Source organism: Pararhizobium sp. LjRoot238, assembly GCF_964252955.1.
GTDB lineage: Bacteria > Pseudomonadota > Alphaproteobacteria > Rhizobiales > Rhizobiaceae > Pararhizobium.
This window is the reverse complement of the sequence record NZ_CAXUPP020000003.1, coordinates 259,369-272,177: the sequence shown is the minus strand read 5'-3', so window position 1 is coordinate 272,177 and position 12,809 is coordinate 259,369. Positions and strand designations below refer to the sequence as shown.

Genomic DNA, 12,809 nt, shown 5'->3' with positions numbered 1-12,809 from the left:
ACTCAAACGGTTTGGCGCGAGAGGCTTTCGCCACTCGACCGAGAAAAACGACTATCGCAGTCCTTAAGAAAGCTCTCGAGGACATGGTTGAAGACCTGAGGCTGCTCGAGCATCGGGAAATGACCCGCGTCCGCTATAACCTCTAGGCGGCTTTCGGGAATCCCTTCTGCGAGGATAACGGATTCGCCGGGCGGCGTGATGATGTCCTCACTCCCGACCACGACCAGCGTCGGCGCGCTGATATCATGAAGGCGGGCCCGGCTGTCCGAGGCATTGAGGGAGACAATTGCCTCCCGCGCCACGAAAGCCGGCGTCTGGGCAACCTGGACCTTGGCGAATTCGACGAGCGCGCGGCTTGCCATGCTGCCAAATGATCGCTCGATAACATTTTGGCTCGCCTGGACGACACCGAGTTCGTCGATTGCCTTGAGCACATTGTCCACGTTGACGTCCACTCCAAGTCCGTGGGGGGTGGCCCCGACAAGGACGAGCGCACGGACACGCTCGGGATGGGAAAGGGTGAAGCTTTGCGCCACCGTCCCCCCCATCGAGAGACCGACGAGAATGGCCTCGTCTATCTCGAATGCGTGATAAACCGCCAGGATGTCATTCGCAAACGCCGGGATCGTGTAGCTGCGTCCGTCTGGCCGTGGCGACACACCGTGTCCTGGAAGATTAATGCGGATGACCCTGTAACGGGACGAAAACGCCTCAACTTGCTCCCGCCAGAATTCGGAGGTGGTCGTGAACCCGTGCACGAACACGAGCGGTGAACCAGCGCCCGACATCTGGACAACCGTATCGCCGATTATCATGGTTTCAATATGCGTCATTTCTGCTCCCCTTTTAGGTTTTTACGCAGGGAACATCGCAAGGGCCGGGCCAGTTGGCGGTTTTCGAGGTATCCATTGCTCAACACCTTGGAGATATGTGCAAAATTCCAAGACCTCTTACCTCTCGGAAGGTGTTTGCATGTCAACCTCATTCGCGCACTGTCACTAAAGAGAGACACATATTGTCTCGCTTTAGAGACGATTAGTCGGTAGAGTGACAGTGACGCAATTTCATCGGGGTTCCAACCAGGTCAGGCTGAGATGACGCTTCCGGAGTGGTTCGCAGGTTCATCGGAAGAAGCCGGGTTTCTCCGTCTCGTGCTCGATCATGTCTCAGACTGCCTGGTCGCCGTCGATACAGCCGGGACAATCGTCCTGATCAATGAGCCCTACTGCCGGCTGCTCGGCGGTGAGGCCCATGACTTCCTCGGGCGCCACATAACCGATGTGGTAGGGCCACAGACCAAGCTTCATTTCGTTGCACGCGGGATCGGCACCCATGTCGGTTATCCGCTCGAGGTTCGTGGCCATAAACTGGTAACGAAGCAAGTTCCAGTGCACCGGGACGGCAAGATCATCGGTGCGGTCGGCCTTGCCCTCTTCTCTGACTATGATGCCTTAAAGAAGACCTACAGCCGGATATCGAAAGCGGAACTCGCCATTCCGCAACGTCCCAGAGCGTGGCAATCGAAGTTCAGCCTGAATGACATCATCGGCACGGGTGAGTTGATGGATTCCTATCGGGACGCCATTAAGGTGGCAGCTGCGTATGAGTTGCCTGTGATGATTTGTGGCGAGACCGGCGCGGGAAAGGAACTGGCCGCGCATGCCCTTCATGCACTGTCGGACAGGCGTACTGGACCCTTTGTGTGGGTCAACTGCGCGTCCATTCCCAGCGAGCTGATTGAAGCCGAGCTCTTTGGATACGAAGGCGGTGCTTTCACGGGCGCTCGCAGCCAGGGCAAACCGGGCAAGTTTGAGCTTGCCACAGGCGGCGTGCTTTTCCTGGACGAGATCGGCGACATGCCGCTCGCCCTTCAGGGCAGTTTGCTGCGCGTTCTGCAGATGAACGAAATCGTTCGTGTCGGCGGTACCAATCCGGTCAGTATCGACTCGAGTATCGTATGCGCGACCAATAAAGCTCTTCTTGACCTGGTGAAGGTGGGCCGCTTTCGCGAGGACCTGTATCACCGGCTGAATGTTTTGCCGATCAACGTCCCTCCCCTGCGGCATAGGAACGATATCCCACACCTTGCCGAGTGCTTGCTTGCGCGCATCGCAGGTCGGCTTGGTAAGCCCACACCAAACCTGACCGATCACGATCGCAATCTGTTGATCGGATACGCGTGGCCAGGAAACGTGCGCGAGCTCGAAAACGCGCTGACGCGAATGATCATTACCGGGACACTCGCTATTTCTGTCCAGGAGGTTTCCTCAACCCCGGCTAAGCCAGACGCGACGCCGCCACTCAAAGACAGGATCCGATCCCAAACGGACGCGGAGATCCGTGCCGCTCTCAAACAAACGCGCGGTAACAGGAGCCGCGCGGCTGAATTGCTCGGTATCAGCCGGGCCCACCTCTATCGCCTTCTCAAGGAGCCGGGCGCAAAATAGCTTGCCTTCAAGCAAGTCGCCCTGTTTCAGCCGCAAACATCTCCTCCCGCTTTGGCTCGCGTGGTCGGGCAAGACAAACGCTCAGCCGAAATCTAGAGCCTCCAGGATGTCTTCGATAAGATCCTCGGCATCCTCCAGGCCGACGGAGCAGCGGATGACGTCATCTCCAAGCGCGTCGCAAAGGCCGCTTCCTACAAGAGACAGGTGGCGGGCGCTGGTGAGGCAGGCTGAATGGCATATGAGGCTGCCGACCTCTGCCAGATTGACGCCCGACTGTATAAGCCGCAGTCTGCTGATCATCGCAGTGGCACCATCCCTGCCCGCACGAAGGCCGAAAGCCAACATTCCCGAGCCACCTGACATCTGCCTGCGAGCGGTGGAATGGTTCGGGTGAGATGGAAGAAAGGGATATCTCACCCACGCCACCGCCGGATGGGTTTCCAAGGTCAGTGCGATCGCTTGGGCGGCGGAACTGTGCCGGTCCATCCTGAGGGCAAGTGTTTTCACGCCACGAAGGATGAGGAACGAAGCCTGCGGTGAAATCACGGTCGCCTCAGGAAAACGAAGGCTGGTTTCCCGCAGCTTTTGAATGATTGCGGTGTCTCCCAGCAGGGCACCGCCGAGTGTGTCGCCATGACCGTTGATGTATTTGGTAAGCGATTGCAGGACAATATCGGCGCCGTGCTCAATCGGGCGCTGCAAGGCTGGCGAAGCGAATGTGCTGTCAACAACGATCTTGAGGCCGCGGGAGCGACCGCATTCTGCGATTGCAGCGATGTCGAGAATGTCGCCGAGAGGATTTGTCGGCGTATCAAAATAAATGAGACGCGTTCGAGGCGTCACCGCACGGCAGATGTTTGCCGGAAGCGACAGATCAACCGGGACCATCGTGATGCCGGCCCGCGTTAGCGTCTTCTCCATCAGAGCGGCCGTATCGGTACAGACTTGCCTGTGGACGATCATCTCGTCGCCTTCGGAAAGAAGCGCCAGTGCGAGCATATTGAAGGCGGCCAATCCTGATGAAAGCACCAAGCCGGCCTCGGCTCCTTCGAGGCGAGCCAACGTCTTCTCGAGCATGTCCGTCGCAGAGTGGGCGTGGTTGTCCGCACCGCTTCTTTTTCTGACCAATTGAGCGGGATGGTTCAATGACAGGTCGACTGGTTGGTGGATAGCACGCGTCGAGAATCCGAGTTCGTGGAACTCCGGATCGGCCGCATCTAACTCATCGCGATCTCGCATGAACTTGTACCTCATCGGTGGACTAGACCAATCGATCTCTGTTCCAAACGGTATTCGAATATCGGCTGCTGCGGCCATCCGGTCGGCGCGCATTGGGGTGCGCCAGTGGAGATGAGCGTAACCATCCGTGTGGCGTTAGGCACGGTGCTCGATTTCAGGAGACGGCCGGTGCATGCTGCAACGTTCTGTGCTCCGCCAACCAAAAAGTGCTTCGGTCCGACTGCAAGCAGCAGCGCCTGTGGCTACAGGCCCGTTCTCACGCGCGGACGCTGCAGCTCCGCGACAGTCATTACAAAGCGGAGCTCCTCCTTGCCACAATTCATGTAGGCATGTTTGTCTTCCGTCCGTGCCAAAACCGAAGAGCCCGCTTTAACGAGGTGCTCGCTGTCAGCCAGTTTCAAGGTAAGCGCACCGGTTTCCACATTCAGCAGTTCGAGTGTTCCGGCCGAATGGCCGGGCGATTCGAAAACCTCACCGGGAAACAGCGTCCAGCGCCAAAGCTCGATTTCATCCGGCCCGTGGGTTCCAACCAGAAGAGTGGCACTCCCGCCCTTCGGACCGCGCCAGAGGATCGAGGCATCCTCGGGTGGAACAATGCGCACAGGCACGTTGACTGCGACCCCGACGAAATCGGCGACAGAAACGCCCAATGCGGTCGCTGCCCGGCAGAGCGTCGCAATGCTCGGGTTTGCGCTGCCCTTTTCGATTTCGACCAGCATGCCTTTGCTGACGCCGGATTTGCGCGACAACTCATCGAGTGTCAGGCCATTCTGTTTCCTGAACAATTTGAGGTTCTGGGACACGGTTGCACTGACGCGTTCGACATCGGTGACCGCTTCGGTCGATATATTGACTTTCTTTTCCATGGTCAGTATTATAGACTAAATTGGTCAATGGGAGCTAGAGGGCATGTTGGAATTTCCGGTCATCGACAAAGAAATCGCAAACATCGCACCAGACTTTCGCGCGATCAGCGTCTTCGTTGATATCAAGGATGACACGCGCGGCACCATAGCCAGAAATGTGCTGGAAGAGGCTTGTGATTTTGTCCGAGCTGGAGGGCCAGCCTGGAGTGAAGCACATCTGGCAAGTTGGGCCGAGGCATATAGCCGGTTTGGAGCAAAACCGAATCGCACGCCCTGTTCTGCACAGGCGCTGAAGAAGCGGGTGAAGAAGGACGGCCGTATCCCTTCGATCAACCCGATCGTCGATCTCTACAACGCAGTCAGCTTGCGTTTTGCCATACCGGTCGGTGGAGAAAACTTAGACGCCTATGTCGGCAAGCCACGGTTGTCTGTTGCAGACGGAACCGAAGTGTTCGACACGGTGATGAACGGAGAGGCGGTCATCGAAAACCCTACCAAGGGTGAAGTCATCTGGCGCGACGATATCGGTGTCACGTGCCGGCGCTGGAACTGGCGGCAAGGTACCCGGACCCGACTGGAGACGCTGGGCGGACGGATGTGGTTCATCTTGGAAAGTTTGGCGACAATGCCTGAGGAGGCGCTAGAGGAGGCGGCCAACATGCTGGTGAACGGTTTAAGGCAACTGGCACCAGGCTGTGAGGTCTACAGACACAAGATTATAGCCGGCTAACGCGCCGGCGGTAAATCCGAGACAATGGCAGGGTGGGGAACGTGCGCCGTTTAGGCGGCGCGTGCGGACGTTCGCGTCCATTTTTTACACTCGCAACCACGAATGATGCCGCTGTCAGATACGGCGATGGCGAAGCTTTGCCCGCGGAGGAGTGGGCCAACGCTCGCAAGTCAATGGAGGTGAAATGTACATCGAAACAGTCAAGCCAGCTTTGCTGGTGAGCGACGTTCACAAGAGCTACGGCGCCCACAAGGTGCTGAAGGGGATCTCCCTTTCAGCGGAGAAGGGCGACGTGGTCTCGATCATCGGATCTTCGGGCTCAGGAAAGAGCACGTTCCTGCGCTGCATCAACTTCCTCGAAATTCCTGACCAAGGAACCTTCCAGATCAACGGCGAAGACGTGATCTTCCGCAAGGGCCGTGACGGCAAATGCCACCCCGCCAACTGGCGGCAGATCGAGAGGCTGAGAAGTGGCCTCGGCATGGTCTTCCAGAGCTTCAATCTCTGGCCGCACATGACCATTCTCCAGAACGTCATCGAGGCCCCGATCCACGTCCTGCGTATCGAGCGCAAAGCGGCGATCGAAAAGGCCGAGGCACTACTGGCCAAAGTCGGTCTCTACGACAAGAAGGACACCTACCCCGCCTTCCTTTCCGGCGGCCAGCAGCAACGTGCGTCGATTGCCCGCGCGCTCTGCGTCGATCCGGCAGTGATGCTGTTTGATGAACCGACCTCGGCACTCGATCCGGAACTCGTCGGCGAAGTGCTCAAGGTCATCCGTGGGCTGGCCGAGGAAGGCCGCACCATGGTGATGGTCACCCACGAGATGAAGTTCGCACGCGACGTTTCCACCCGCGTCATGTTTTTGCACCAGGGCCAGGTCGAGGAACTCGGCCCTCCGGCCCAGGTCTTTGGTGCACCCACCAGCGCACGCTGCAAGGAGTTTGTTGCAGCCGGTTCGCACTAACCACCACCACCATCCCAACAGAAAAAGGGGAACCCTAAGATGAAGCATTTGGGAAAAGCTCTAGCTGTCGCAGCATTCATGCTGGCGACGAGCGCCCAAGCGGAAATCCGCTTCGGCGTCGTCAATGAGGCCTATGCGCCCTACACTACGAAGGACGCTTCGGGAAAAGCAATTGGCTGGGAGATCGATCTGATGGATGCGATCTGCAAAGAGCTGAAGGAACAATGCACGATCGTCGACGTCTCCTGGGACGGCCTCATTCCGGCTCTGGAGAGCAAGAAGATCGACGTGATCTGGTCTTCGATGTCGATCACCGACGAGCGCAAGAAGCGCATCGATTTCACGGACAAATATTACTCGGCTCTCGCCGGCATGATTGGCGCCAGGGATGGCGTCATCGGCGCGACCGCCGAGCAGTTGAAAGGAAAGACCGTCGGCATCGCCGTCTCAACAACTCAGTCTGCCTACTTTAAAAAGCACTTCTCCGACATTGCGACGGAAAAAAGCTATGCGACCGTCGACGAATCCTTCCAGGACCTAGCATCCGGGCGCGTCGACTACATCTTTGCCGACACGGGACCGCTCAAGGAACTCCTGAAAACCGATCTCGGCAAGGAGTGCTGCGAATATAAAGGCAGTGTCGAAGCAGATGATGCAGTTCTTGGCGCTGGCGTCGGCGGTGGTGTCCGCAAAGGCGACGACGAGCTTCGCGAAAAGCTGAATGGCGCGATCAAAGCTGTCAGGGCGAACGGCACCTATGCCGAGTTCAGCAAGAAGTACTTCGACTACGACCCCTATTGAGTCCACGGGCGAGGCGGATTTGTCACCAGCCGTTGGTGGCAAATCTGCCGGTCCTGTTCTGGAAGGCTTCCCATGAGTTCCTCAAGTTCCATTCTGGACATGCTGTCGATTTCCCCTCCCGGCTGGGGCGGCGTATTGATCACCGGCGCGTTCGCGACCCTGTTTATCTCGTTTGGTGCCTATCTGTTTGGAATGGTGCTGGGCTTGTTCGGCGCACTCGGCAAGTTGAGTGGGTTTGCCCCACTGCAATATGCTCTCAATGTCTATACGACGATCGTCCGTGCCGTGCCGGAGCTCATCCTGATCGTCTCGCTCTACTATGCGGGAACGGATGGGCTGAATCGGATTCTTGCCATGGCGGACCTTGGCCCAGTCGAGGTCAATGGCCTGGTCGCGGCAATCGCGGTGCTGGGCTTTGTTCAGGGGGCCTACATGACCGAGGTTTTACGGGGCGCGATCCTCGCCATTCCTGTTGGACAGCTTGAAGCCGCCAAGGCCTTTGGGATGCGGCCAGGCTTACGCTTCCGCCGCATCGTCTTACCGGCTCTCATCCCCAATGCATTGCCCGGCTTTGCCAATCTGTGGATGTCCGTGATCAAGGACAGCGCCCTGATTGCCGTCGTTGGTTATCAGGAACTGGCTCTTGCTGCCCGCGTCGCCGCGAGCAACACCAAGCAGTACATGGTCTTCTTCCTGGCTGCGGCGGCACTTTATCTCGTCATCACGATTCTATCGAACCTGCTGTTCTCTGCGCTCGAAGCCTACTTTCGTCGCGGCCAACGACCAGTAGCGTAGGAGGCGGACATGGATTTCGGTTGGATATTCGAGTACCAGGACTTGCTGCTCTATGGCGCCTTCCTGACATGCCTGCTGCTGACGATTTCGGTCACGCTGGGATTTGCGCTCGCCATTCTCCTGGCGATTGCCCAGGTCGGCCGTGGTTCCATCGCCCGTTGGCTCTCCAAGTCGTACTGCACATTCTTTCGCGGAACGCCTTTGCTCATCCAGCTTTGGCTCATCTACTATGGTCTTGGCTCGTATCTGCCGCATATCCCTGGATTGCGGAGCAGCTTTCTTTGGCCGGTCTTGCGAGAGGGATTGTTCTTTGCGGCGTTGGCCCTGACGCTCAACTTCGCCGCTTACCAAGGGGAGATTCTTCGGGGAGCCATGCTGGCGGTCCCGAAAGGCGAACTTGAGGCTGCACGCGCCGTTGGCATGTCACCCTGGATGATCCTGCGCCGGATCTGGTTGCCGAGAGCGATCCGGATCGGACTTCCGACCTTCGCCGGCGAGGTCGTCCTGCAACTCAAGGCGACACCGATCGTATTTTCGGTGACCGTGATGGATCTCTACGGTGCTGCCTACAAAATCCGCCAGGATACGCTCCTCGTCTACGAGCCACTCCTCCTCGTCACCGTCTTCTACGTCAGCCTGACTTTCCTGATCACGCAAGGGTTCCAGAAACTGGAAAACGCCATCCCGGTCAGGCGCTGAGGCACTCCCCAACCACTCACTTCAACAAAGAGGTTAATTATGTCGAGACCAGACAAACACGATCTATCGACGCTCTCCTTCAATACGCTGTCGGTGCACGGCGGCAACGAAATCGACAAGACATCGGGCGCTATTCGCACACCGATCGTGATGGCGAATTCGTACGAACTTCCTTACGACCCTTCTACAATGGACTGGTCGGACACCGAGAGCCCCTCCTATACGCGCAATTCCGGCCACAATCAGATCGGCCTGCAGCGCAAGCTCGCGGCCATAGAGGGCGGCGAGGATGCAGCCGTCTTCGCAACGGGCGTTGCGGCGCTTCATGCCGTGTTCTTTACGTTTTTGAAGAGCGGCGACCACGTGATTGTCGGTGACGTCACCTATGAGGCCGTGTGGCGACTGTTTTCAGAGCTTTTGCCGCAGCGCTACAATATTGAAGCCACCTTCGTCGACATGGGCGACATGGATGCCGTCCGAGCCGCCGTGCGCCCGAATACCAAGCTGATCCATACAGAGACAATCGCCAATCCAACGACCAAGGTTGCCGATATCGCGACGCTGGCCTCAATCGCAAAACAAGCGGGCGCGCTCCTGTCGGTGGACTCGACCTTCACCCCTCCCCCGTTCTTCCGCCCGCTCGCAGTTGGTGCAGATCTCGTCATCCACTCGCTGACGAAATACATCAACGGTCATGGCGACGCGATGGGCGGGGTCGTCATCGGCTCGAAGACGCTCATCCATCACATCAAGGCAGACGCGCTCGTCGATCTCGGCGGCACGATTTCCCCGTTCAACGCCTGGCTGATCATGCGAGGCTCAGTGACTTTGCCGCTGCGCCTGAAGCAGCAGTTTTCATCCGCAGAGATCGTCGCCCGGTCCCTCGCAGCCGACAAGCGCGTCGCCTATGTCACCTATCCCGGTCTCGACAGCCATGACCAGCACGCGCTTGCCAGAACGCAGTTTGCTGGCAAGGGCTACGGCGCGGTCATGGCTTTTGCCGTCGATGGCGATCCCGATGCGCAGAACCGGTTCGTCGCACATCTCAGGGTCATCACGTCCGCCGTCTCGCTTGGTCACGACGAGAGCCTGATCGTCCATGTCGGTGGCAGTGGCCGCGGCGGCTCCGATCGTTACCCGCCGAACTTCCAGAAATACGGGCATCTGCGGCTTTCGATCGGTCTGGAAGACACCGAGGATCTGATTGCTGACATCAGTAACGCCCTCGACGAGACGTTCGGGCGAAGCTGAACACGAAGTCGAGTTGGACATGAATTGCCCCTCGCCGGGCAATTCATGTCGCCGTCAAAGCCTGATGCGCGGTAGACCCGGAGGTCCGCCAGGAAGGATATTATGTACTGGATAATCCTGTTCGTCGCCGGCCTGCTTGAGGTCGTCTGGGCGTTCTACATGAAGAGATCCGACGGTTTCACGCTGCTCATCCCGTCGGCAATCACCGTCATTGCGATGATTGCCAGCGGCGTGCTGCTGTCCCTTTCGATGAAGGTGCTGCCGCTCGGTACCGCCTACACGGTTTGGACAGGGATCGGTGCAGTTGGCTCCTTTCTGCTCGGAATGGCGATCCTTGGAGAGCCCGCGTCGCCCATGCGTTTGGCAGCGGGCGCCTTGATCGTGTCGGGGATTCTCATGATGAAGCTCGCCAGCACCTGACCTACGTCCGGCAGCAGATTGAGCAAAGTGCGCTGCTCTTTGGTCCGTTTGCCTGGTTCCTGCAGAGCAATCCGCATCCCATGCTTACCCTCATAGACTTCACTGGAGGATCGTTATGACAGTTTACAATATCGCACTTATTGGATTTGGCGGCGTCAATCGCGCCCTGGCCGAACTCATTGCCGCCAAGAACCAGCTCTGGGAGCGCGATCTTGGATTCCGCCTGAATATCGTCGCCGTGAGCGATCTCTATCTTGGTTCGGTGATTTCGCCGAACGGTCTTGATGCGAGGACCCTGGTCGAGGCGAAGTTCGAAAAGGGCGGCTTTGGACAGCTTTCCGGGGGAAGTGCCGAAGCCGACAACGAGACTATTATCAAGACCGCACCCGCAGATATTGTCGTCGAGGCCACGTTCACCAATCCGAAGGACGGCGAACCTGCTGTCTCGCATTGCCGCTGGGCGCTTGAGACCGGCAAACACGTGGTTACCACCAACAAGGGGCCGGTCGCCATTGAGGCCCAGGCGCTCAAGGCGCTGGCAAAGGTCAACGGTGTACGCTTTGAGTACGAGGGCGCCGTGATGAGCGGCACGCCGGTCATTCGCATGGCTGAGAAAACGCTTGCCGGCGCCGAACTGAAGGGCTTTGAAGGAATTTTGAACGGCACATCCAACTTCGTCCTCGGTCGCATGGAAGCGGGTTTGGATTTCGCATCCGCTGTGAAAGAAGCCCAAGAGCTCGGCTATGCCGAGGCCGATCCCACCGCCGATGTCGAAGGTTTCGACGTTCGTCTGAAAGTCGTCATCCTGGCAAACGAGCTGCTTGGCGCAAATCTCAAGCCTGAGGACGTAAGCTGCAAGGGTATCTCCGGTCTTTCACCTTCAGACATCGAGGATGCAGCAAAGGCAAACAGCCGCTGGAAGCTGATCGGAGCTGCGGTTCGCAATGACGATGGCAGCGTGACAGGCAGTGTTTCCCCCAAACGGCTTGACCTCGGCCATCCGCTGGCAGGCGTCAACGGTGCCACCAATGCAGTGTCGCTCGACACCGAACTGCTGGGCGCCGTGACGATCACCGGACCTGGCGCCGGCCGCATCGAAACCGCCTATGCGCTTCTTTCCGATATCGTCGCCATTCATTCCGCCGGCGCTTCGGCCATCGCTAAGGAGGCTGCATGATGCTCAACCTTGCACTCACACAAACGACCGCGTCTGAAGAAATTGCCGTCACCAGCCCATTCGACGGTACGCTGGTCGGAACGGTCGTGGAAACCTGTGCCGCAAGCGTGAACGTGGCTCTGGAGCGGGCAAGGCGCGGTGCGCAGATTGCCAGAACCCTGCCCCGTCACAAGCGGTCCGCGATCCTTGAAAAGGCCGCTGCGGCCATCGAAGCCGCGCGCGAGGACTTCGCGCTTCTCATCGTCAAGGAGGCGGGCAAGACGATTACGCAGGCTCGCAAAGAGACAACCCGGTGCGTCAATACGCTCAAGCTGTCTGCCGACGAGGCCAAACGCAATGCGGGCGAAGTCATCCCGTTCGATGCTTACGCAGGCTCGGAGTCTCGCCAAGGATGGTACACGAGAGAACCACTGGGCATCATTGCCGCCATCACGCCCTATAATGATCCGCTCAATCTCGTCGCCCACAAACTTGGCCCGGCAATTGCCGGCGGCAATGCCGTACTTTTGAAGCCGTCCGAACTTACCCCTCTCTCCGCCATCAAACTCGTTGAAGTCCTGGTCGAAAGCGGTCTGCCCGAGGAAATCATAACGGTGGCGATTGGCGGCGCTGAGCTTGGAAAAGCCCTTGTTGCGGCGAGAGACGTTCGCATGATCTCCTTCACCGGTGGCTTTGCCACTGGTGAAGCGATTGCCAAAACAGCAGGCCTCAAAAAGCTTGCCATGGACCTTGGCGGCAATGCTCCTGTCATCGTAATGGAGAATTGCAACTTCGATGCTGCCGTCGAGGCCTGCGTATCTGGAGCCTACTGGGCGGCCGGTCAAAACTGTATTGGCACGCAGCGAATTTTGATCCAGCGGCCGATCTATGAGCAATTCAAGGCGAAGTTCGTCGCAGAAACCAGGAAGCTCAAGACCGGCAATCCTTTGGAAGCCGACACTGATGTCGGCCCGATGATCTCACAAAAGGCGGTCGAAAGAGCGGCCGCAATGGTCGAACGGGCGCTCGCTGCCGGTGCGACATTGCTTTGGGGCCATAAGCCGACTGGCAACCTCTATCCGCCGACGGTCCTGGAGAATGTTCCAGCCTCCTGTGACGCCTGGGGCGAGGAAGTGTTCGCGCCAATCGTCATTCTTCAGCCCTTCGATGGGCTGGCGGATGCGATCGATCTGGCAAACAGCCCCGAATACAGCCTTCACGCCGGCATTTTTACAAACGACCTGGAAGGGGCGCTTGAGGCTGCAAGCAAGCTCGAGGCTGGAGGCGTCATGATCAACGACTCGTCCGACTACCGATTCGATGCAATGCCGTTTGGCGGCTTCAAATATGGAAGCATGGGCCGCGAGGGCGTCCGGTTTGCCTATGAGGACATGACCCAGCCGAAAGTCGTGTGCATCAACCGCCTGAAGACGTAACG

At 58.2% G+C, this 12,809-nt stretch carries 13 protein-coding genes; 10 read left to right on the top strand and 3 right to left on the bottom strand.

What is annotated here, in order from left to right; genetic code table 11:
• Positions 1–2: 2 nt before the first annotated feature.
• On the bottom strand, positions 3–833 hold the full coding sequence (locus tag ACSQ3F_RS25980) for an alpha/beta fold hydrolase (RefSeq protein WP_436103078.1): 831 nt from the start codon (positions 831–833) through the stop codon (positions 3–5).
• 261 nt (positions 834–1,094) lie between these two features.
• Between ACSQ3F_RS25980 and ACSQ3F_RS25975 the strand changes: the two genes are divergently transcribed.
• A complete protein-coding gene (locus ACSQ3F_RS25975) occupies positions 1,095–2,447 on the top strand; it encodes a sigma-54 interaction domain-containing protein (protein ID WP_436103077.1) in 1,353 nt (450 codons plus the stop codon).
• Between the two features lie 81 nt (positions 2,448–2,528).
• On the opposite strand, the gene ACSQ3F_RS25970 is transcribed toward ACSQ3F_RS25975, so the two are convergent.
• Together ACSQ3F_RS25970 and ACSQ3F_RS25965 are read right to left on the bottom strand one after the other, a co-directional pair.
• Positions 2,529–3,779: a trans-sulfuration enzyme family protein gene (locus ACSQ3F_RS25970; RefSeq protein ID WP_436103076.1), complete on the bottom strand. Its 1,251-nt coding sequence runs from the start codon at positions 3,777–3,779 to the stop codon at positions 2,529–2,531.
• A gap of 149 nt (positions 3,780–3,928) precedes the next feature.
• Positions 3,929–4,552: a helix-turn-helix domain-containing protein gene (locus ACSQ3F_RS25965; protein ID WP_018484470.1), complete on the bottom strand. Its 624-nt coding sequence runs from the start codon at positions 4,550–4,552 to the stop codon at positions 3,929–3,931.
• A gap of 43 nt (positions 4,553–4,595) precedes the next feature.
• On the opposite strand from ACSQ3F_RS25965, the gene ACSQ3F_RS25960 reads away from it, so the two are divergent.
• The 9 genes from ACSQ3F_RS25960 to ACSQ3F_RS25920 all read left to right on the top strand — a co-directional run bounded on the left by ACSQ3F_RS25960 (position 4,596) and on the right by ACSQ3F_RS25920 (position 12,807).
• On the top strand, positions 4,596–5,282 hold the full coding sequence (locus tag ACSQ3F_RS25960; RefSeq protein WP_436103075.1) for a B3/B4 domain-containing protein: 687 nt from the start codon (positions 4,596–4,598) through the stop codon (positions 5,280–5,282).
• A 184-nt stretch (positions 5,283–5,466) separates the two neighbouring features.
• A complete protein-coding gene (locus ACSQ3F_RS25955; protein WP_436103074.1) occupies positions 5,467–6,249 on the top strand; it encodes an ABC transporter ATP-binding protein in 783 nt (260 codons plus the stop codon).
• Positions 6,250–6,288: 39 nt separating this feature from the next.
• The gene (locus ACSQ3F_RS25950) at positions 6,289–7,050 is read left to right on the top strand and encodes a transporter substrate-binding domain-containing protein (protein ID WP_436103073.1); all 762 of its coding nucleotides are present in this window, start codon (positions 6,289–6,291) and stop codon (positions 7,048–7,050) included.
• A gap of 72 nt (positions 7,051–7,122) precedes the next feature.
• Positions 7,123–7,845, top strand: coding sequence for an ABC transporter permease (locus ACSQ3F_RS25945; protein WP_018484474.1), 723 nt, complete (start codon positions 7,123–7,125; stop codon positions 7,843–7,845).
• A 9-nt stretch (positions 7,846–7,854) separates the two neighbouring features.
• On the top strand, positions 7,855–8,544 hold the full coding sequence (locus ACSQ3F_RS25940) for an ABC transporter permease (protein WP_062942557.1): 690 nt from the start codon (positions 7,855–7,857) through the stop codon (positions 8,542–8,544).
• Positions 8,545–8,583: 39 nt separating this feature from the next.
• Positions 8,584–9,795 (top strand): trans-sulfuration enzyme family protein, encoded by a 1,212-nt coding sequence (locus ACSQ3F_RS25935; protein ID WP_436103072.1) that lies wholly within the window; start codon positions 8,584–8,586, stop codon positions 9,793–9,795.
• Positions 9,796–9,897: 102 nt separating this feature from the next.
• Positions 9,898–10,215 carry a DMT family transporter gene (locus tag ACSQ3F_RS25930; RefSeq protein WP_436103071.1) on the top strand — a complete coding sequence of 106 codons (318 nt, stop codon included), beginning with the start codon at positions 9,898–9,900 and terminating at the stop codon, positions 10,213–10,215.
• Between the two features lie 115 nt (positions 10,216–10,330).
• Entirely contained in the window at positions 10,331–11,392 is a 1,062-nt protein-coding gene (locus ACSQ3F_RS25925; protein ID WP_436103070.1) for a homoserine dehydrogenase, read from the top strand.
• Positions 11,389–12,807 carry an aldehyde dehydrogenase family protein gene (locus ACSQ3F_RS25920; protein ID WP_436103069.1) on the top strand — a complete coding sequence of 473 codons (1,419 nt, stop codon included), beginning with the start codon at positions 11,389–11,391 and terminating at the stop codon, positions 12,805–12,807. The genes ACSQ3F_RS25925 and ACSQ3F_RS25920 overlap by 4 nt, the downstream gene beginning before the upstream one ends.
• The last annotated feature ends 2 nt before the right edge of the window (positions 12,808–12,809 follow it).

Bases quoted from the DNA above. Each gene is read 5' to 3' on its own strand.
- ACSQ3F_RS25965 (WP_018484470.1), bottom strand. From the start codon at position 4,552: ATGGAAAAGAAAGTCAATATATCGACCGAAGCGGTCACCGATGTCGAA.
- ACSQ3F_RS25975 (WP_436103077.1), top strand. From the start codon at position 1,095: ATGACGCTTCCGGAGTGGTTCGCAGGTTCATCGGAAGAAGCCGGGTTT.
- ACSQ3F_RS25950 (WP_436103073.1), top strand. From the start codon at position 6,289: ATGAAGCATTTGGGAAAAGCTCTAGCTGTCGCAGCATTCATGCTGGCG.
- ACSQ3F_RS25970 (WP_436103076.1), bottom strand. From the start codon at position 3,779: ATGCGCGCCGACCGGATGGCCGCAGCAGCCGATATTCGAATACCGTTT.
- ACSQ3F_RS25960 (WP_436103075.1), top strand. From the start codon at position 4,596: ATGTTGGAATTTCCGGTCATCGACAAAGAAATCGCAAACATCGCACCA.
- ACSQ3F_RS25980 (WP_436103078.1), bottom strand. From the start codon at position 833: ATGACGCATATTGAAACCATGATAATCGGCGATACGGTTGTCCAGATG.
- ACSQ3F_RS25940 (WP_062942557.1), top strand. From the start codon at position 7,855: ATGGATTTCGGTTGGATATTCGAGTACCAGGACTTGCTGCTCTATGGC.
- ACSQ3F_RS25935 (WP_436103072.1), top strand. From the start codon at position 8,584: ATGTCGAGACCAGACAAACACGATCTATCGACGCTCTCCTTCAATACG.
- ACSQ3F_RS25930 (WP_436103071.1), top strand. From the start codon at position 9,898: ATGTACTGGATAATCCTGTTCGTCGCCGGCCTGCTTGAGGTCGTCTGG.
- ACSQ3F_RS25945 (WP_018484474.1), top strand. From the start codon at position 7,123: ATGAGTTCCTCAAGTTCCATTCTGGACATGCTGTCGATTTCCCCTCCC.
- ACSQ3F_RS25925 (WP_436103070.1), top strand. From the start codon at position 10,331: ATGACAGTTTACAATATCGCACTTATTGGATTTGGCGGCGTCAATCGC.
- ACSQ3F_RS25920 (WP_436103069.1), top strand. From the start codon at position 11,389: ATGATGCTCAACCTTGCACTCACACAAACGACCGCGTCTGAAGAAATT.
- ACSQ3F_RS25955 (WP_436103074.1), top strand. From the start codon at position 5,467: ATGTACATCGAAACAGTCAAGCCAGCTTTGCTGGTGAGCGACGTTCAC.